The organism is Shewanella sp. AC91-MNA-CIBAN-0169 (assembly GCF_040310165.1).
GTDB lineage: Bacteria > Pseudomonadota > Gammaproteobacteria > Enterobacterales > Shewanellaceae > Shewanella.
The window spans coordinates 139,943-158,567 of sequence record NZ_JBEOPM010000010.1 but is presented as its reverse complement, the minus strand read 5'-3'; the positions used below and the strand labels follow the sequence as shown (position 1 = coordinate 158,567).

The 18,625-nt window shown below is 40.4% G+C and carries 17 protein-coding genes and 1 tRNA gene; 9 read left to right on the top strand and 9 right to left on the bottom strand.

Translation table 11 applies throughout. The features are described 5' to 3' along the window. Positions 1 to 2: 2 nt before the first annotated feature. The 3 genes from AAEY98_RS10925 to dnaQ all read right to left on the bottom strand — a co-directional run bounded on the left by AAEY98_RS10925 (position 3) and on the right by dnaQ (position 2,280). A tRNA-Asp gene (locus tag AAEY98_RS10925) sits at positions 3 to 76 on the bottom strand. 127 nt (positions 77 to 203) lie between these two features. Beyond that, entirely contained in the window at positions 204 to 1,541 is a 1,338-nt protein-coding gene (locus tag AAEY98_RS10920) for a TIGR03503 family protein (RefSeq protein WP_182743765.1), read from the bottom strand. Positions 1,542 to 1,551: 10 nt separating this feature from the next. After that, positions 1,552 to 2,280 (bottom strand): DNA polymerase III subunit epsilon, encoded by a 729-nt coding sequence (gene dnaQ / locus AAEY98_RS10915; protein ID WP_101087004.1) that lies wholly within the window; start codon positions 2,278 to 2,280, stop codon positions 1,552 to 1,554. Between the two features lie 77 nt (positions 2,281 to 2,357). Between dnaQ and rnhA the strand changes: the two genes are divergently transcribed. Next, on the top strand, positions 2,358 to 2,831 hold the full coding sequence (gene rnhA, locus AAEY98_RS10910) for a ribonuclease HI (RefSeq protein ID WP_351016884.1): 474 nt from the start codon (positions 2,358 to 2,360) through the stop codon (positions 2,829 to 2,831). A gap of 212 nt (positions 2,832 to 3,043) precedes the next feature. Here rnhA and AAEY98_RS10905 read toward each other — a convergent pair whose 3' ends face one another. Next, the gene (locus AAEY98_RS10905; RefSeq protein WP_162023269.1) at positions 3,044 to 3,823 is read right to left on the bottom strand and encodes a methyltransferase domain-containing protein; all 780 of its coding nucleotides are present in this window, start codon (positions 3,821 to 3,823) and stop codon (positions 3,044 to 3,046) included. Positions 3,824 to 3,999: 176 nt separating this feature from the next. Here AAEY98_RS10905 and gloB point away from each other — a divergent pair, with 176 nt between their 5' ends. Continuing rightward, on the top strand, positions 4,000 to 4,779 hold the full coding sequence (gene gloB, locus AAEY98_RS10900) for a hydroxyacylglutathione hydrolase (protein ID WP_351016881.1): 780 nt from the start codon (positions 4,000 to 4,002) through the stop codon (positions 4,777 to 4,779). A 150-nt stretch (positions 4,780 to 4,929) separates the two neighbouring features. Beyond that, positions 4,930 to 6,483 (top strand): lytic transglycosylase, encoded by a 1,554-nt coding sequence (locus tag AAEY98_RS10895; protein ID WP_101087000.1) that lies wholly within the window; start codon positions 4,930 to 4,932, stop codon positions 6,481 to 6,483. Between the two features lie 525 nt (positions 6,484 to 7,008). Here AAEY98_RS10895 and AAEY98_RS10890 read toward each other — a convergent pair. Both AAEY98_RS10890 and AAEY98_RS10885 read right to left on the bottom strand, forming a co-directional pair. Further along, positions 7,009 to 8,829, bottom strand: coding sequence for an AsmA family protein (locus AAEY98_RS10890; RefSeq protein ID WP_351016878.1), 1,821 nt, complete (start codon positions 8,827 to 8,829; stop codon positions 7,009 to 7,011). A 25-nt stretch (positions 8,830 to 8,854) separates the two neighbouring features. Further along, positions 8,855 to 9,349, bottom strand: coding sequence for a putative 4-hydroxy-4-methyl-2-oxoglutarate aldolase (locus tag AAEY98_RS10885; RefSeq protein ID WP_101086998.1), 495 nt, complete (start codon positions 9,347 to 9,349; stop codon positions 8,855 to 8,857). Positions 9,350 to 9,542: 193 nt separating this feature from the next. Here AAEY98_RS10885 and AAEY98_RS10880 point away from each other — a divergent pair, with 193 nt between their 5' ends. Further along, positions 9,543 to 9,857: a hypothetical protein gene (locus AAEY98_RS10880; protein WP_101086997.1), complete on the top strand. Its 315-nt coding sequence runs from the start codon at positions 9,543 to 9,545 to the stop codon at positions 9,855 to 9,857. Between the two features lie 299 nt (positions 9,858 to 10,156). On the opposite strand, the gene AAEY98_RS10875 is transcribed toward AAEY98_RS10880, so the two are convergent. Further along, on the bottom strand, positions 10,157 to 11,806 hold the full coding sequence (locus tag AAEY98_RS10875) for a methyl-accepting chemotaxis protein (protein ID WP_351016875.1): 1,650 nt from the start codon (positions 11,804 to 11,806) through the stop codon (positions 10,157 to 10,159). Positions 11,807 to 12,115: 309 nt separating this feature from the next. After that, the gene (locus AAEY98_RS10870; RefSeq protein WP_174839640.1) at positions 12,116 to 13,042 is read right to left on the bottom strand and encodes a LysR family transcriptional regulator; all 927 of its coding nucleotides are present in this window, start codon (positions 13,040 to 13,042) and stop codon (positions 12,116 to 12,118) included. Between the two features lie 173 nt (positions 13,043 to 13,215). On the opposite strand from AAEY98_RS10870, the gene AAEY98_RS10865 reads away from it, so the two are divergent. The 5 genes from AAEY98_RS10865 to AAEY98_RS10845 all read left to right on the top strand — a co-directional run bounded on the left by AAEY98_RS10865 (position 13,216) and on the right by AAEY98_RS10845 (position 17,904). Beyond that, the gene (locus tag AAEY98_RS10865; protein WP_101086994.1) at positions 13,216 to 14,436 is read left to right on the top strand and encodes an acyl-CoA dehydrogenase family protein; all 1,221 of its coding nucleotides are present in this window, start codon (positions 13,216 to 13,218) and stop codon (positions 14,434 to 14,436) included. Positions 14,437 to 14,447: 11 nt separating this feature from the next. Continuing rightward, a complete protein-coding gene (locus AAEY98_RS10860; protein ID WP_101086993.1) occupies positions 14,448 to 15,281 on the top strand; it encodes an SDR family oxidoreductase in 834 nt (277 codons plus the stop codon). Further along, positions 15,281 to 16,348 carry a phosphotransferase family protein gene (locus tag AAEY98_RS10855; RefSeq protein WP_351016872.1) on the top strand — a complete coding sequence of 356 codons (1,068 nt, stop codon included), beginning with the start codon at positions 15,281 to 15,283 and terminating at the stop codon, positions 16,346 to 16,348. Before AAEY98_RS10860 ends, AAEY98_RS10855 begins: the two co-directional genes overlap by 1 nt. Before the next feature lie 2 nt (positions 16,349 to 16,350). Then, positions 16,351 to 17,070: a histidine phosphatase family protein gene (locus AAEY98_RS10850; RefSeq protein WP_351016869.1), complete on the top strand. Its 720-nt coding sequence runs from the start codon at positions 16,351 to 16,353 to the stop codon at positions 17,068 to 17,070. 84 nt (positions 17,071 to 17,154) lie between these two features. Next, entirely contained in the window at positions 17,155 to 17,904 is a 750-nt protein-coding gene (locus AAEY98_RS10845) for an SDR family oxidoreductase (RefSeq protein ID WP_182743771.1), read from the top strand. 79 nt (positions 17,905 to 17,983) lie between these two features. On the opposite strand, the gene AAEY98_RS10840 is transcribed toward AAEY98_RS10845, so the two are convergent. Beyond that, a complete protein-coding gene (locus AAEY98_RS10840; protein ID WP_011637675.1) occupies positions 17,984 to 18,517 on the bottom strand; it encodes a cell division protein ZapC in 534 nt (177 codons plus the stop codon). Positions 18,518 to 18,625: the final 108 nt, after the last annotated feature.

The following is an 18,625-nucleotide window of genomic DNA, read 5'->3' as shown; positions in this document are numbered from 1 at the left end:
GGCGGAGCGGACGGGACTCGAACCCGCGACCCCCGGCGTGACAGGCCGGTATTCTAACCAACTGAACTACCGCTCCACACAAGTGCGATGAATAATAAAGTTGTGATAATTAATCGTCAACAGTTTTTTAATTGTTTTCGCTCATTTAGTTAAAAAATGTACAATTATCAAGTTTTAGTACAAAAACCACTCACTTCAGTGGCTTAATTTTTATCATCTGGCATACTCAAATCAATATCATCTAAGTCGACGCTTTCTAGAATACTGTCTTTAGGTTTATCTTCATTCACTGGATTTTGCTTTAACCTTTCTTCCGCCGCAGCCATCGCCTTTGCCAGCGTTTGTTTTTTACGCCATATCACCAAACCAATAATACCAACGAAAAAAAGTATGCCATTAATGGTAATAATCCAGAACATCGCATCGTCTTTAGCGACTTTCTCTTCAATTTCAGCTTGAATAGCCGCTTTTTCAGCAAGTTCTTCAACTGTTGGGACTGGAGCTGGGGGCTCTACTAAATTAAAAAACATTTCAGGTAAATTGAGCACAATTTCTCGGCCATCAACCGTAGTAGAAACCACACTGCCTTTAACACGATAACTGCCAAACTCAGTCACTTTAGGTAAGTATAGAATTTGATCTGCACTGGTCATGGTTTGCAAGGTAATAGGCAGCAACAACCCAGCAGGGCCGACTAAGTCAAACTCAAAATGAGTTTCTGCTAATTTCACCACAGATTCATCAACCGTTAACTGTATCTGCCATATGCCTTTTAATGGATCGCTATTGGGTACCATTTTGACTTTGATTGGTTGTGGCAAGAGCTCAAACGGCATCACATATTCACGCTCAAAGACATTATTTCGTGCAGTGACATTGAGTACATAATGACCGGTAGGTTGTTGTAAATTATGGCTTCCGGTAAAGATGCCATCGTCAGGTGTTTCGTCCAACAATTCACCATTGTCTTTATAAGCACCAACAATAATGGTACCCGTTGCGAAATTGTCGTCAGTTGGAAGATGCGCACTGGTAAAACGTGCAGTCCATTCGACCATATACTCCAAACCCGGCATTCTCATGGTTAAATTATCACCCAAGAGTCTTGCTGTAACTTTTAACCTTTCACCCTGATAAAGTGGTTGCGGTAATGGTTGCACAGCAATGTCTAATGCAGAGATTTTTTGTATTGTCGATCCTTCAACCACACTGCCTAATAACTGCCAAGGCCCTGGCATCGGTTTTTCGATATAAATCATATCGGCAGCAATACCATCTACCCATTTTACCGTTTGAGGATGACGATTTGAGTACCATTTGCTGCCATCAGGTAAAATCACCACGACAGGCGCAGAACCATAGCTTCGTTGGATAACTAACGTTAAATGATCAACCATATAATCGATTCGAAAACGATTTTTAAGTTCTGCTGCTTGCGATGCATTGACCATTGCAGCTTGGGCATTAGGTTGCCAAGCAAAGATAAGACTCAGCAACAATAAACATGAAATAGCAAGATAACCGGCGCGAGTGGCACTCATAAAGGTTGGTTTACCCTCTCCAGAGACATTTACCTGACTTCGCAATGAGATCAAGTCGTTGTTCGTGTAATAGTATTTCATCGGCTGATGCACCAACGACTTTAAGATTAAACGCCGCCGGATCGATATTTTTAATTCCGCCACCTTCTTGACCCGCTTTTTCATTAGACAAATTAAACTTAATTTGTCCACCTGTCATGATTAAGTAAACATCAGCAAGAATTTCCGCATCGAGTAATGCGCCGTGATAAGTACGGCGGCCATTATCGATACCGTAACGTCGACACAACGCATCTAAGTTATTTTTTTGTCCTGGATGCAGACGCTTTGCAATGGCTAAACTGTCGAGAATACTGCAAATCTCTTTGGTTTTAGGCCCAATTGGATTGAGTTTTGAAAACTCATGGTCCATAAAGCTCACGTCGAAGTTGGCGTTATGAGCGACAATTTCAGCGCCATCGATAAAATCGATAAAATCTTTGGCTATTTGATGAAAACGCGGTTCGTTGGCAACACGGTCATTGGTAATACCGTGAACTTGAATTGCCTCTTCATCAATCGCTTGACCAGGATTAATATATTGGTGATACGTTCGACCTGTTAAGCGACGATTAATCACTTCAACACAACCAATTTCAATAATGCGATGGCCCACATAAATCGGTCCACCCGCTTGGTTCATACCGGTAGTTTCGGTATCGAGGATCACTTGACGACTTGCACTAGAAATAATGTTCATATTTTTTACTCATTCAGCCCTCGCCTTTGTATAAATTGAGTATACTGGCGCGAATATTTCGCTATGGTAACAACTTGATGGCCGAACTCAAACAGCTGTATATCTTTACTGATGGCTCTTGCTTAGGAAATCCAGGACCTGGCGGTTATGGCGTGGTAATGAAATATAAACATCAGCAACATGAAATCGCCGATGGATTCTCATTAACAACCAATAATCGTATGGAACTTTTAGCCCCAATTATCGCGTTAGAAACCTTATACGAACCCTGTAATATTATTTTAACCAGCGATAGCCAGTATATGCGCCAAGGTATTATGACTTGGATCCATGGTTGGAAGAAAAAGGGCTGGATAACCTCAACTAAACAACCAGTTAAAAATGTCGATTTATGGAAGCGTCTAGATGCGGTAAGTCAATTACACAAGATCGACTGGCACTGGGTAAAAGGCCATGCCGGCCACATTGAAAATGAACGTTGTGATGTATTAGCACGCAAAGCGGCTGAAGCTAAGCCTCGACAAGCTGATACCGGTTATCACCCAGAATAGTGAGGTCATCGCTATTTAACTCTAGCTCGGGATAATCACTGGTTATCAAAAAGTCCTTTGCTACGCTAACGGGGTGCATTGACTTGCAATAAGCTAGATATTACCGCTTCAATCAGCCCTGGTAGCAAAAGTAATATTTTGCTATGAAATAGCTCAACTCTTCTGATTTTGGCTTACGGACCTCATCTCTTAAACCGAGTTGAGGTTACTTTTTATGATTTTGAATTGTTTAATGTCTGGGTCTCAATACTCGGAGTGTGAGTTAACCCGGTACGACCTGCCGATGGCGCCGTTGACCAGTTAGGCGCTTTGACCTTCGACTTATCTTTAATCGGTGTAAGTGGCGTCGTCATTTTTCGAGCCACGATTAAGTAAACACTGCCAGTACTAGGTAGCCAGTTGGCGATACTTTTTTGCCACAATGGTGCTTGTTGAGGTTTGCTCGGTTGATTAGGCGTATTGACTCCGCGGTGCCCTAATAACGAATGGTACATTAACCGTTCATCTGCTAGTACTTTATATCCCAGTAACCCAAGCCAATCTTTAACTCTTGATGGCATAAAAAACTGCCCGTTCCAAGGTAACTGAGTTTGATATTTAGGCAATATTTTGCCTATAAAAGCCGGACTGATGGGATTAAAACCAACAATAAAAATATAACCACTGCTAATGAGCACTCTGTCGAACTCTCGTAAAATTTGATAAGGGTCTGATTCAAATTCTAAAAGAAAACAACTTAACACCGCATCAATGGCACTTTGTTGTACAGGTAAATGATGCGGATCGGCTTGAATACTCGCATCTGCACCATCATAAACAGAAAAATGCCGTGCTATGCTGCAATGTAAACTGTTTAACTGGCTACTTAACGCCCCTGCTTTAAGTAAATGATAGCCAAATATTCGCGGCCACCATGGGGCTAATTTTGCTTCAATCTCAGCTTGCAATAATTCACCAAAAGGTAAATCTTGCCAAATAAGGGGTTTTAACATGGAGCCCGCCAACGATTACTTTGCAAAAATGTCATATTCTCTCAACCCATCAACTTTACCATAGCTCATTTAATGTTCAGCTAACCATCATTGATACTTTCAGGATAACTTCACTTGAAGTTATTTAACGATATCCGTTACCCTAACAGATAGTCAATCATCACTCGAGTCAGATTATGCTTAACGTTCATACCATTCCAGCTTTTAATGACAACTACCTCTGGTTAATTCATCAAACAAGTAGCCTTGATGCTTATGTAGTTGATCCTGGCTGCGGCCAAAGTGTTATCGATTACCTAGCTACAACAGAACTTAATTTAGTCGGCATACTCATTACTCATCATCACAGCGACCATACTGGCGGTATAAAACAACTGCAGCAGCACTTCAACAACCGTCTTATTGTTTATGGTCCGAGTAACGAACCTATCGATGGTTTAACCCATCCTTTAACCGTTTCATCGGATATAAATATTGAGATACCTCATTTAGGGCTTACCCAAGTGATGGCAGTTCCTGGGCATACTTTAGGTCATATTGCCTATTATATTGATGATAAATTATTTTGTGGCGATACCTTATTCAGTGGCGGATGTGGACGTTTATTCGAAGGCACACCGACACAAATGCTGCAATCGTTAACTATGCTGGCAAACTTACCCAACCAAACCCAAGTCTTTTGTGCTCATGAATACACACAATCCAATGTCGATTTCGCCTTACATGTCACACCAAATAATTCACAGTTGATTGATTATGCCCACAAAGTTGGCCAATTACGCTCACAAAACATACCAACGATACCTAGCACAATCGCGACAGAAAAAGCCATAAACCCGTTCCTACGTTGTCATCTAAATGAGACTCAAGTCGCAATATCAACAGAATACAAAATAACAAATATAGATGATATTCAGACATTTACATTGTTAAGGGAATGGAAAAATCAATTTTAGATTAACATGAAAACACTTTAATAAGACATGCCAAATAATTTAATCTACAATGCCAAACTGAACTAAAGCATGACCAAAAGAGTCTCATAGGCATTTGGTATGTTCGCCCTTTTTTTAACGCCCTGAGAACTTGAGGAAGTGTATCTTCAAATGAAAGCAAACTTGATTATTATAGCTGGCAGTATGCTGGCTATAACGGGGTGCCAGACACTCCATACTGCAGAGCCAAGTTCTGATAGTACAACCCACACTGTTACAGCTAACGCTAAAAACAAAAAATCAGCGACCGTAACCCTTGATCAAATTGAAGAACAAGTTGCTCAAGTTAACGATTTATGGCTCATGATCGGCAATCAAATGCGCTTTCCTGTTGTCGATAATGCTTTAGTGGCTCAATACCGCCAATGGTACATCGAGAATCCTACGCATTTAGAAATCGTGACTCAACGTGCTCAGCCATATCTGTATTACATTGTCGAACAGTTAAAAAAGCGTAATTTACCTTTAGAGCTAGCATTGTTACCTATTGTTGAAAGTGGCTTTGACCCACTCGCCTATTCACCAAGTGATGCCTCGGGGTTATGGCAATTAACCGCGCCAACGGCCATGTCGTTCGGTGTAAAGACAAATTGGTGGTATGACGGACGCCGTGATGTTGCCTCATCGACAAAAGCTGCTTTAGATTTAATGGAATACCTCTACGCCAAAATGGATCACAATTGGTTATATACCATTGCCGCTTATAACTCAGGTGAAGGCCGAATATTCAATGCAATAAAACATAACCAAGCCCGTGGAAAATCGACAGATTTCTGGTCACTATCGCTGCCTCGGGAAACGGCTCATTATGTGCCTCAGTTATTAGCATTGGCCGATGTCATTAAACATGCAGACAAGTACGGTATCAATTTAATCCCTATTGATAATTCACCTCAGATAGAGGTAGTCAATATTGAAAGCCAACTCGACATTAACTTAGCTGCTGATTTGGCTCAAATTGACATAAATGATTTAAAAGCGATTAATCCAGGTTTAAAGCGCTGGGCAACCGCCCCACAAGGTCCACATCAATTGATTGTACCTAGTGAAAAAGCGGCATCCTTTAAACGAGCATTAGCCACTATTGAACCAAACTCCCGTATTAACTGGGTTCGGTATAAAATTAAATCTGGTGACAGCATCAGTGAAATTGCCGACCAATTTGAAACCACTGCAACATTAATAAGAAGCAGTAACGGTATTAAAGGCAATAATATTGTTGCTGGTCGTTTTTTAATTATTCCTGTTGCGGCAAAAGATCCCGATCTCGTCACCATGACCGCAGACCAAGTACTCGCGCGTAGAACCGTGGTTAAATCAAGCTCGAACAAGCAAGCTTATACCATTAAATCTGGTGATTCATTATGGAAGATAGCGCAGTCACAGCAAGTGACCGTCGCACAACTAATGAAGTGGAATAATCTTAAAAAACAATCCACGTTAGCCATTGGCAAATCATTAGTTATTTTTCCTAATGAAGTCGCCTCTCTCACTGCAAGCAATGATAAAACGGTTAGCTATCGCGTACAATCAGGTGACTCTTTAGCGCGTATAGCACTTAAATATAAGGTTACCGTTGCAGAGTTAATCGAATGGAACAGTTTACAAAACAGTAAATTGATCCAACCAGGACAGATACTGAAATTGATTATGACCAATAGCTAGTTAGCTTTGCCAATAAGGCACAATTAATGAACAAAGGCTAGAATAGCTATTGGTATAAGTTAAACACTCAGTTAATTTCAGCCATAAAAAAACGGACAAGTGAACACTTGTCCGTTTTTTTATGGCATAACATTAGCATTAATAAATCCACTGGTTCACAGTGTTCAATAATTTGATTAGGCTAACCATACTGTTATTACTGTACATTACTATCCATTTTTAGCCTAGATAACCTCGACTCGGGATAATAAACGGTTATAAAACAGTCCTTTGTCTCGCTAACTGTGTTGCATTGACTTGCAATAGGTTAGCTATTGACGTACCAATGCGCCTTGTTAGCAAAACAAATGACAAGTTTGATATAAAATAGGCTAAATATTGTCATTTCGACTCACATATCCCACTTCTTACACCGAGTTGAGGTTAGTTAACTGCAAACCGTATAGCAGTAACAAAGCCGCTTTGAATAAGGCTGTAGTATTATTCATATCGAAGCACCTACAGCCCTTGTCATTAATGGATGATTTAAATTCCAAGCTTCTTAAACAATCCTTCTTTTAGCTTTTCTTTAGCTTTATCAGCCTCATCTTTAAATTGGCCTTCCAATAACGCTTTGGTATCAATGCCAAACTTAGGCTCTTGGAATGTACCTTTGATAGTTAACGGAATGTCGATACCTTTCAGTGACTCATCAGCAGCTTCGCCTTGTCCTGATAATGACCCAACGACACTGGTTGTTAAGGTGTAATCCAACGCTTCGGTGGCAATGTTTGCTGTGCCTTTACCATTTAAGCGAATTAACGGTGAAGCCATCGCTAAATCAGGGTTAGTCACAACAGCATCTTTCATCGTGAAACTACCGGTCAAACTGGTAAAATCGGTTTTCAGCTCTTCTTTCTTATCTGCCGATAAATCACCTTTCAATTTTTGCTGCGCGCTACGGATCATCTGTGGAATGTTAACCCCATACAACGAGCCATCTGCTACTTCAAACTGACCCTCTGCATTAAGATTGTTTTTTAGATTATCAGCAATCAAACTGGCACCGCTGCCTTTAACTTCAAAACTCGCTGTTCCAGAAAGTAAATCCACTTCAGCAGCATCGATTAATAACGGACGAATTTGCACACCAGTTAATTTTTTATCAAACACATAAGTTGGTACCGCTTTACGACCATCAAGCTTAGCGCTAAGTACTAGCTTACCTTCATATAAATCGGCAGTCAGCGACGATAACGTTAATACACCTTTATTTATGGCCATTTTCATTTGCCAATTTTGCGTTAACATATTACTGACTTTAATTGATTTAGCGGTTAAGTTTAGAGTTAAATCTATACTCTTTAATGCCGATAAATCAGGTTCTTGAGTTGACGCAGTTTCAGATGTTGCCTCAGTTTCTTTCGCATCGCCTTCTTGCTTTGGCAGTAATGCATCGACATCAATATCGCCAACATCAAGATTCATCGCAATTTTAGGAATGCTATTACCATAATTAATCTTAATATCGCCAGTGGCAGCTAAGTCCATAGCTGACATTTTAGTCAATTGCAGCTCAATGGTTTTTGCATCTAATGCCATCGTCATTTGTGTACTCAGCTCTGCGGTAATCGCTTTGCCTGGCAAGCTATCGCCTTGGGCTTTATGCACCATGTCAAAATCATTAATCGTGACATTCTGCAATGCTTGGTCGACTTTAACGTTGCCTTGCCCAGATGACGCTAACTGCATATCAGGCAGTGTCGCTGAAAACTCGTAAGCAAAATCAGCGAATTGTCCTAGGCTGAACTGTCCTAAAGTAAAACTTTTTAGACTGAAGGTTTGAGTGGTATTGCTGGCCATATCAATAATATTGATATTCGTATTGGTAAGTTCAATGCCGCCAATATCTAAGGTCTGTAAAGACATCGCTTCTGAATTGCTTGAGGTTGATTGCGGTTTTTCTGCCGATGTTTCAGCAGTCAAACCATCAAAACTGGTCTTGCCGTCTTTTTGAGTGACTAAGTTGAGTGTTAAGCCATCAAGCTTTAATAAATCAACTTCAATTTGTTGGCTAAATAATGGCATCAACGCCACATTAGCCACGGCCTCATTAACATCAAGCATCGAAGCTGGGGTAAACCCATTTGGGTTCGATAACGAAATGCCCCCAAGCTTGATGCCTAAAGATGGAAACACGCTCCAACTTAAATCTTGGCTGATTTGTAAATCACGGCCAGTTTGTTTTTTTACCGCATCGACAATTTGCGGTTTAAAATTATTTAAATCGAAAAACATTGTGAGGTAGACAGTTACACCTATCACTAACGTTAGCACTATTGCTAACAACCACTTTATTAGTTTCATTTTTGCTTCCTTGTCTGTCGCTATTTTAAGTTAAAATAGCTAAATCCAGTGCCTGCCTACTGACAGCAACACCATTTAAATCTGCGTAGATCATCATTCCAGGAGAAATACTGATGCCAGCAATCTCAATTGTGACATTGACCTCTCCTACGCCTTTTTTGTCAGTTTTAATGGGATTAGCGCCTAAAGCTTGCACACCAATTAACATGGTGTTAATGGTTCCAGCGTCACGAATACAACCATTAATGATAATACCTTCCCAACCATTGTCACATGCACTTAAGGCTATCATGTCGCCAAGCAATGCACGTCTTGTTGAGCCACCTCCGTCAACAACCAATACTTTACCGTGACCCTTTTTAGCTAATTCAGATTTTACTTTTGAATTGTCTTCAAAACATTTAACGGTCACGACTTCACCATAGAATATCGATTTTGCGCCGAATGCTTTCCATGGATTTGACAACAACGTCAATTGTTCAGGGTAGTGATCAAATAAGTCTGGCAATAGATCTAACATGACTCCTCCTTGTAGATCAAAATCTTAGGTTACCGAGAATGAGTATATTCAACAAGTATTGTTAACGATATATTATTACACTCAAAAAGTACCGTTAACTTAGTATATCAACATACCCACAAATCAAGTTAAAGAGTGACTTATTCAATAAAAATGAATATAATTTATAAAAATAACGTAAAAAATCATACTTATGAGTGAAGATTTAAATTTACAGAAAATGATGGATGCGTTTGATGAGTTAGACTTCGAACAACGCACTACCACAAACCTTGAAAATGCCCGTAATAAGCAGCAAATGACAGCGTATATCGACTCGTTGGATTTCAGTTTGCGCCGTTTATTAATCTTGCAAGACACGGTCAATACTATTGTTGAGCAGAAACAAGTAAACCTGCTTAAACAAGAGCATATTCAAACTTATAAAACTAAGATAATTAACCTCTCACGCCAGTACAATATCTCATATCAAGATGTCATCAACATTATGGTGCAAATATCACACTAGTACTGCTGAAATAATTCAATCTATTTCTGAGAGAATAATTAACCTCAACTTGAGTGAACAGGTGAAATAAATCGCTAAAATGGATTTATTTCAAGTCTGCTATCGCAAACTTGCGATGTATTTAACTCATAATGATTTTTTCATCAGTCAGTTACTATATCAATAACATGGCTGTTTCAAGTGAAAACACCATCGATAGTAAGTTATAGAGTCTGTGAGATAAAGAGCTGTTTGGGCATCATTCATTATCTCGAACGGAAGCTAGTCAGGCTTATAGAACCAACCTGACTAACGGCGGGTTATTTTACTTTAAATTGGTCTACAAGTTGATGTAACTGAATAGCACCTTGTTCTATATCCATACTGCCTTTGTTAATGAGCTCATTCTGAGTTCGATTTTCTAACGACATGTCATTGATGCGAGTAATATTCATATTCAGTTCGCCAATAACAGTGCTTTGCTCTTCTGTGGCTGCTGCTATTTGAACATTCATTTGCGATATTTTCTCAATTGAAGACTTAATATTTTCAAGCGCAACTACAACTTGTTGAGTTTCATTGACCGTTTCAGATGATTTGACTTTAGCCCTAGCAACAGAAGCATTAACACTGTCAATGGCACTTCTGATTGCGTCGATGATAAGATTAATTTCACTTGTTGAAGCTTGAGTTCGGCTAGCAAGCGTTCGAACTTCATCAGCAACAACAGCAAAACCTCGACCAGCTTCTCCCGCTCTAGCGGCTTCGATGGCAGCATTCAACGCTAACAAATTAGTTTGATCTGCTATTCCCACAATCACATCCAGAATTTGACCAATCTTACTTGAACTTACTTGTAAGCCTTTAGCAACCTCTTCTGTCGCGGTTAATTCACTGGATAATTCAGATATTTTTTTCATCGCATTATCAACAACGTTAGCAGATTTGTCTGCCTCTTTATCAGCATGGTGGGTACTGTCTGCTGCCAGTTGCGCATTAGAAGCCACTTCTGATGCGGTCATCGACATTTCATTTATCGCGGTTGCCACATTCTCAGTTTCGGCTTGTACGTTAGATGAGATTTGATTGGCCTGCTGTGCAATCGTCGACATATTTTGTGCTAAGCGACTCGACTCATCAACCGAGTGGCTGACAGATATAATGACTTTCTGGATTTTATCAATAAAAGCATTGAAATGATGTGCGATTTGTTTGAGTTCATCATTACCCTCTTCAGACAAACGTAAGGTCAAGTCCCCCTCGCCCTTGGCAATATTTTTAAACGCGCTAATGGTTTCAATCATCGGCCCTGAAATACTGCGAATGATAAAAAACAGCAATAAGATGACAGGCAGCCAAACCAGAGCCAATAACAATAAGTATTGCGTAATAAATTGATTTTTATCATTTTGAATATCATCGACATAGATACCCGTCCCGATAATCCATCCCCAGGGCTTAAAACGCTTGACCACTGACATTTTTGGACTAGGTTGTTCCTGTTGTGGTTTGTTCCACATGTAATCTACTCGTGCTGAATCCTGCTGTTCGGTACGTTGGATCATTTGTTCAAACAGCTTAACGCCATTTGGATCTTGCATTGCTAATACCTTGGTATTGACTAATTGCTTAGCAAAAGCATGTTGGATCATCGTCCCTTGAGTATCAATACTGAAATAATACTCATTGCCTGAATAGCGTAATTTATCAATTGCTGCCAAAGCCATGACTTTGGCCTCATCTTCGCTCAGGATTCCAGACTGAGCATCTTGATAATATTTATCCGCGATGGTGGTAGCGATGTCTACCAAAGCATTCAGTTTGGCTTCTTTTTCATTAATTAACACGTTTTCAACTCGTGTTAATGAAAACCAGAAAACGATAACAGTAGCAATGATTGCTAATGCCAACATTCCTAATAAACGGTTTGCAATTGTCGTTTTACGAAAAAACATATTAATTGGGTTCATACAGGCACCATGACATTATGATTATTATTAAAATGGTTATGAGATGAAAACTGACACGAACTCAGCAATGTTAGTTATAGTATAAAATAGACTCAGTAACAGGACTGTTTTATCACTGCTGTGTTTTGTTGATGAGTTGTTCACGATAGTGCTTCGCAACCGACAAATATAGTAGACTTTATTATAATGGCTAAAAAGGGACCCTTAATTACTCCATGCTGCATCTATCGTAATAATGCAGCTTGATCTGGTTCGATATGCCAATCGATATTTCTGCTCAATAGCGTTTCTATTCCGCAATAAAGATGATTACTTCGCAACAATAACCATCTCAATTTGTGCTCTTAACCACACAAAAGCGGGATCGGTCTCAGTATTCATGTGCCAATATAAATGGGTATCAATGTCCGGTAGTTCAAATGGCATTGTGCACACATGTAAATCTGGATGTGTAAATTGCTCCGCTAAAGAGCGCGGTAAGGTCAACATAAAAGGCGACCCTATGACAATTTTCGCGGCTGTTTGGTAACTCTGGCATCGGTATTTAATGTGCCGATTAATACCTTGTTGTTGTAACAAAATATCTTCCATTACTCGGCCAGTGGGCCTGCTCGATACTGCTACATGCTCAGCATTGGCATAGTCGGTTGGAGTCAGCTTCGTACTAGGCTCTAAATACATTGCATGTTGTCGACGGTCTATCAACACACAAAATGGATCTGACAATAGGGTTTTGTGAGCTAAAGGGGCATTCACCGCTCGCGCAACATCAATGGCTAAATCCACCTCCCCATTGGCTAATTGACGCGCTATATTTTCCCGAGACAATGACATACTGGCTATTTTCGCATGCGGAATTAACTGCGAAACTTGCTTAATCAGCGTCGGCATTATTTGGCTTTCTAGGGCCTCATGAATGGCTATTTTAAAAGTTTGCTCCGTAGTAAGCGGGTCAAACTCCCCACATTGCTGCAGTATTTGCCTTATTCGATTTAGCGCACTTATAAGTTGCGGAGCCATACGTTGACAAGCAGCTGTCGGTTGCATTTGCAGGCCTTGGCGTACAAATAGCGGGTCGTTTAACACTAAACGTAATCGTTTTATCGCATGGCTTACTGCTGATGGCGTTATAAACAACGATTTTGACGCTAAAGTCATGTTTTGTTCAGAATAAAGCGCTTCAAATATTTTCAACAAATTAAGGTCAAGCTGCTGAATTGCTTTAGTATCTGCCATCTTGACCTCTATTGTTAAATGAATTTGCCACACACATCTATGAATGGCATTCATTACAACCTAGCATGTTATTTCATTTCATTCACTCAAAATACTGCGATATGCTGAACTCTTAACAATAGCTTGGTCACATACTGACAATAACTGAGGCTTACGTCACACAGGATGCTTAAATGAATATCTACGCTACAGAAAAATCACAACAATATTTAGCGAAAGTAACGTTGTTTATTAATCAATATATCCTCCCAATTGAAGCTGAATTACTCGCAGAAAATAGACGAATCAATCACAGTTGCGATTGGACACGTTGGCAACTGTTACCGCAAATAGAAGCACTTAAAGCTCAAGCAAAAGCACTAGGATTATGGAATTTATTTCTACCTGATGCCACATTAGGTAAAGGGCTGACTTGTGTTGAATACGCCCCCTTAGCTGAAGCAATGGGGCGATCGCTTCTGGCCCCAGAAATCTTCAATTGTAATGCACCAGATACCGGTAACATGGAAGTGCTTTATCACTTTGGTGATAAGCAACAACAGCAACAATGGTTAACACCTCTACTAGCTGGCGAAATCCGATCAGTATTTGCGATGACAGAACCTGACGTGGCTTCGTCGGATGCCACCAATATGCAAGCCACTATTATTGAAGACGGTGATGATGTTGTCATCAATGGCCGCAAATGGTGGTCAACGGGTTTGGGCCATCCAAATAGTAAGATCATGATCTTTATGGGACTGTCTCATAGCGACGCACCAAAACACCAACGTCATAGCATGGTATTGGTGCCGATGGACACGCCTGGGGTCAGCATCACACGTATGCTAACCGCCTATGGTGATTATGATGCACCTTATGGCCATGGTGAGATGGAGCTCGTTAATGTTCGTGTGCCCAAAAGTAATGTCATTATGGGTTTAGGTAAAGGCTTTGAAATAGCTCAAGGTCGATTAGGCCCCGGTCGTATTCATCACTGTATGCGCGCGATTGGCGCAGCAGAACGAGCCTTATCATTAGCGATTGAGCGCGGTAAATCTCGAATCGCCTTTGGTCAGCCTATTATCAAATTAGGCGGTAATCTTGAACGTATAGCCCAAGCGCGCATGGCAATAGAGCAAGCTCGATTATTGACACTTAATGCCGCGTGGAAAATTGATAACTTAGGCGTCAAGCACGCCATGACCGATATTTCTGCAATTAAAGTGGTTGTCCCGAATATGCTGACCCAAGTCGTCGATATGGCGATTCAAATATATGGTGGTGCAGGCATGAACCATGACACACCATTAGCAGGTTTTGCAGCAATGGCCCGCAGTTTACGTTTAGCCGATGGACCGGATGAAGTGCATATGGCCATGGTGTCGCGTCTTGAGTTAGCAAAGTACCAATAATGGTGATAACAATGAAACCAATAGAACAACAACATGTGGTGATCACCGGCGCGGCATCGGGCTTAGGTAAAGCTCTTGCGCTTAAATGGGCGAGTCAGCATGCCGAAGTGTGCGTTGCAGATATTAATCAACCAGCTGGCGAACAGGTGTGCCAAGAAATCGAAGCGTTAGGAGGCAAGGCTTTTTTCGTGCCTTGCGATATCACCAACACAGACAGCATTACAGCCCTCGTAAAAGTACTGAATGAGCGTTGGCAACATATCGATGTATTAATCAATAATGCCGGCGTGGCTTCTGCAGATAAAATAGAAGCTGAACCTATGTTGCAATGGCGTTGGATTATGGAAATCAACTTATTTGGTATCGTTAACATGTGTCAGCAATTTGTACCGCTTTTTAAACAACAAGGTGTTGGCAGTATTGTGAATGTGGCATCACAAGCGGGTTTAACCCCAATCCCATTTATGTCCAGTTATAATGCATCAAAAGCGGCTGTGGTATCGTTGTCAGAAACGTTGCGCTTAGAACTTGCCGATGACAATATTAATGTTAGCGTGTTATGCCCTGGCTTTTTTAAAACAAATCTTGGTACTAGCTTACGCACCCAATTACCAACCATGGAAAAACTCATGGGTAAGCTATTTGATAAGTCACCTATCAATGCAACACAAGTGGCAGATATCGCCTATCAAGGCGAAAAGAACAAACAATTTCTATTACTGACACATCAACAAGGCAAACGGCTTTATCAGTTAAAACGTTTATTGCCTTTACATTGGTATTTTAAACTAGTGTTAAAACAAACACAGCGTCTTAGGCAATTGTTAAGGGAGGAACAAGCTTAATGAACCAACAATATCTTGATAAAGCTAAAACGGTTCGTACCGGCGAGGATTTTGACGCAGCGGTTATCGACCCGTGGTTAAAACAGCACATTAATGGGCTTGAAGGTGAGTTAACTATAACCCAGTACACTGGCGGTGCATCCAATTGGACTTACTGTTTAAGCTACGCTAATCGCGATCTTATTTTACGCCGTGCACCTAAAGGCACCAAAGCCAAAGGTGCTCACGACATGGGGCGCGAGTATCGATTACAGCAAGCACTTAAACCCGTGTACCCTTATGTGCCTGCAATGCTGGTACATTGCGATGATGACAATGTCTTAGGGACTGAGTTTTATGTCATGGAAAAGCTCAATGGCATTATCCCAAGACAAAATCTTCCTAAAGGCTTAAAAGTCGATAAACAACAAGCCAGAACCCTTTGCACCAATGTGATTGATTGTTTAATCGAGTTACACAAAGTGGATATTGATGCCGCTAACCTTAACCACATCGGCAAAGGCGAAGGTTATACTCAGCGTCAGATTGATGGCTGGAGCCAGCGCTACACTCAAGCTAAAACTTGGAATGTGCCCTCTGGTAAAAGTGTGATGACTTGGCTACAACAACATAAACCAGCACAAGAAACCATTTGCCTAACCCACAATGACTTTCGGTTTGATAACGTGGTGTTAGATCCAGATGACATCAGTAAGGTCAATGGAATACTTGACTGGGAACTGGCAACACTCGGTAATCCATTGATGGATTTGGGCAATACCCTCGCCTATTGGGTTGAAGCCGACGATGACTTTTTAGCTCAAATGACTCGCCGCCAACCCACACACCTTGATGGTATGCTCACTCGCGAGCAAGTGGTGAAATATTACTGTGACAAAATGGACATCACTATTGAAGATTTTCGCTTTTATGAAGTATTTGGTTTATTCCGTTTAGCAGGCATAGTGCAGCAAATTTATTATCGCTATCACCATAAACAAACACGCAACCCTGCATTCAAACAATTTTGGATTTTTTCACATTATTTATTGTGGCGCTGTAAACGTGCAATGAAGCAAAAAGGATAACCGTGGCGAATATTTATTTAATCCGCCATGGGCAAGCAAGCTTTGGCGCTAATAACTATGACAACTTATCAAGTTTAGGCCATAGCCAAGCAAGGCATTTGGGTGAGTATTTTAACCAACGCTTAATTCAACCTAAGCATGTTATTTGCGGCAACATGACTCGTCATCAACAAACTCGTGATGCTTGTTTATCGACGTTGTCACCACTTTTATTGAATGAGTCATTACAGATAAGTACTCTTTGGAATGAGTTTGATCATGAAAATGTGATTGCGGTTTATCGACCAGACTTAGCCAATCCAGAAGCGATGAAGCATTACCTCCAACAACAAGCTTCACCCACCAGGGCCTTTATCGAATTATTTAGTCAAGCCATTGAGCAATGGCAACAACAATCAAATTACGCTAACGCTAACGATAACTATAACTATAACGAATCTTGGCAGCACTTTACTCAACGTGTAAACCAAGGATTACAACAACTGATCGAGCAGACAAATGACAATGACACTGTGTTTGTATTCACCTCTGGTGGCGTAATTAGTGCCGCGATAATGCAAATATTATCAGTACCAGAAGGTCAATTTTTTAATATCAATAAACAGCTAGTTAATTGCGGTGTGAGCCAATTACAGTTAAAACGACAACGACTGAGTTTAATTACCTTAAATGAGCATAGCTTTTTTGATGGGGAGCAACGCCATTTATGCAGCTTGATTTAAGTTATATTCACTTTGTGAGTATCGTTAAGTGATGATGCTCAACACATTTAGCAAAACAATTAAAACAAAAATAAAGAGCACATTATGAAACGGACAAACATATTAATCACTGGGGCGAGTTCAGGTTTAGGCCGCGGTATGGCAATTGAATTTGCTAAGCAAAACCATAATCTAGCCTTGTGTGCTAGACGAATAGACCGCCTCGAAGAATTAAAGCAAGAATTATTGGTGATTAATCCCAATATACAGGTGTTAATTAAATCACTTGATGTGAACGACCACCCACAAGTATTTGAAGTATTTAGTCAATTTAAACAAGAGTTAGGCCAACTAGACCGCGTCATTGTTAATGCTGGAATGGGCAAAGGTGCTGCAATTGGTAGCGGTTTTTTTGAAGCTAACTTACAAACTGCGCAAACTAACTTTATTGCTGCCATTGCCCAGTGTGAAGCTGCGATGGCCATTTTTCGTGAGCAAAACAATGGCCATCTTGTCACTATTTCATCGATTAGTGCAGTGCGTGGATTTAGACGTGCCATGACCGTTTATGCGGCTACAAAAGCAGCCTTAACGTCGTTATCTGAAGGTATCCGTATCGATGTGATGAACACACCAATAAAAGTGACGTGTATACACCCTGGCTTTATTCGCAGTGAGATTAATGAAAAAGTTAAAACGGTTCCGTTTATTGTCGACACCGAGACAGGTTGTAAAGCTATGGTGAAAGCGATTCAAAAAGAGAAAGCTAATGCTTATGTACCGAGTTATCCATGGGCTATTTTGCATTGGGTATTACGTATTGCGCCGCTTAGTGTGCTGCGTAAAATGAGTTAAATTTTTTTAAGAAAATGAGCTAAAAAAAATGCTAAACTCTATGTTTGGCATTATTTTATTACACACATTAACTTCAATATTAAGCTGCCACGACTTGTCTGGCTTTACGCAATGGGTGCAAACGATTATGCATCACTTTAATGGTGTCGAATTGTACTAGCGATTTGCTGTCTGATAACTGACAGTATTGCGATAGAATCATCACTGTTGCGGCTTGTAAGCCATTATCAACCACTAATGCTAATACTTTTGAATAGCCACAATTAAGTTGAAATAACTTACCAACTTCGCAATAAACACACTCATCACTCACATCGAAAAACCAAGACTTGGGCATTTGCGATTGTAATAAAAAATGGGCAGCGGTGGCATTTAAAGCGGTTTGTACAATACCTGCATCAGAGATGTGTAGCACTTTAGGAAGTGTTTCGAGCATTTTAATGTAGAATTTTGCGTGTTCAAGATTAAATTCAGTTGCGGTTAACGCATCTGGAATTAATAGTTTTGTCTTGTATGGGGTTAAGAACTCCATCTCGGAACCCAATGAAATACTTAGCTGCTTGCAAGTTTCATTGTATTCCCAATGCCAGTCCTTGTTTGGCATTAATAACATGGCAATCTGCACCTAAATGTTGAACACTTGTGCATAATAGTTTATTTTTCACCCAATATCAAAATTTAATTATAAATTATAACATAAATTTCATAGTGTTAGCGCGAT

Bases quoted from the DNA above. Each gene is read 5' to 3' on its own strand.
- gloB (WP_351016881.1), top strand. From the start codon at position 4,000: ATGCTTAACGTTCATACCATTCCAGCTTTTAATGACAACTACCTCTGG.
- AAEY98_RS10885 (WP_101086998.1), bottom strand. From the start codon at position 9,349: ATGTTAGATCTATTGCCAGACTTATTTGATCACTACCCTGAACAATTG.
- AAEY98_RS10840 (WP_011637675.1), bottom strand. From the start codon at position 18,517: ATGTTATTAATGCCAAACAAGGACTGGCATTGGGAATACAATGAAACT.
- AAEY98_RS10855 (WP_351016872.1), top strand. From the start codon at position 15,281: ATGAACCAACAATATCTTGATAAAGCTAAAACGGTTCGTACCGGCGAG.
- AAEY98_RS10860 (WP_101086993.1), top strand. From the start codon at position 14,448: ATGAAACCAATAGAACAACAACATGTGGTGATCACCGGCGCGGCATCG.
- AAEY98_RS10845 (WP_182743771.1), top strand. From the start codon at position 17,155: ATGAAACGGACAAACATATTAATCACTGGGGCGAGTTCAGGTTTAGGC.
- dnaQ (WP_101087004.1), bottom strand. From the start codon at position 2,280: ATGAACATTATTTCTAGTGCAAGTCGTCAAGTGATCCTCGATACCGAA.
- AAEY98_RS10890 (WP_351016878.1), bottom strand. From the start codon at position 8,829: ATGAAACTAATAAAGTGGTTGTTAGCAATAGTGCTAACGTTAGTGATA.
- AAEY98_RS10875 (WP_351016875.1), bottom strand. From the start codon at position 11,806: ATGAACCCAATTAATATGTTTTTTCGTAAAACGACAATTGCAAACCGT.
- AAEY98_RS10920 (WP_182743765.1), bottom strand. From the start codon at position 1,541: ATGAGTGCCACTCGCGCCGGTTATCTTGCTATTTCATGTTTATTGTTG.
- AAEY98_RS10880 (WP_101086997.1), top strand. From the start codon at position 9,543: ATGAGTGAAGATTTAAATTTACAGAAAATGATGGATGCGTTTGATGAG.
- AAEY98_RS10905 (WP_162023269.1), bottom strand. From the start codon at position 3,823: ATGTTAAAACCCCTTATTTGGCAAGATTTACCTTTTGGTGAATTATTG.
- rnhA (WP_351016884.1), top strand. From the start codon at position 2,358: ATGGCCGAACTCAAACAGCTGTATATCTTTACTGATGGCTCTTGCTTA.
- AAEY98_RS10870 (WP_174839640.1), bottom strand. From the start codon at position 13,042: ATGGCAGATACTAAAGCAATTCAGCAGCTTGACCTTAATTTGTTGAAA.
- AAEY98_RS10865 (WP_101086994.1), top strand. From the start codon at position 13,216: ATGAATATCTACGCTACAGAAAAATCACAACAATATTTAGCGAAAGTA.
- AAEY98_RS10895 (WP_101087000.1), top strand. From the start codon at position 4,930: ATGAAAGCAAACTTGATTATTATAGCTGGCAGTATGCTGGCTATAACG.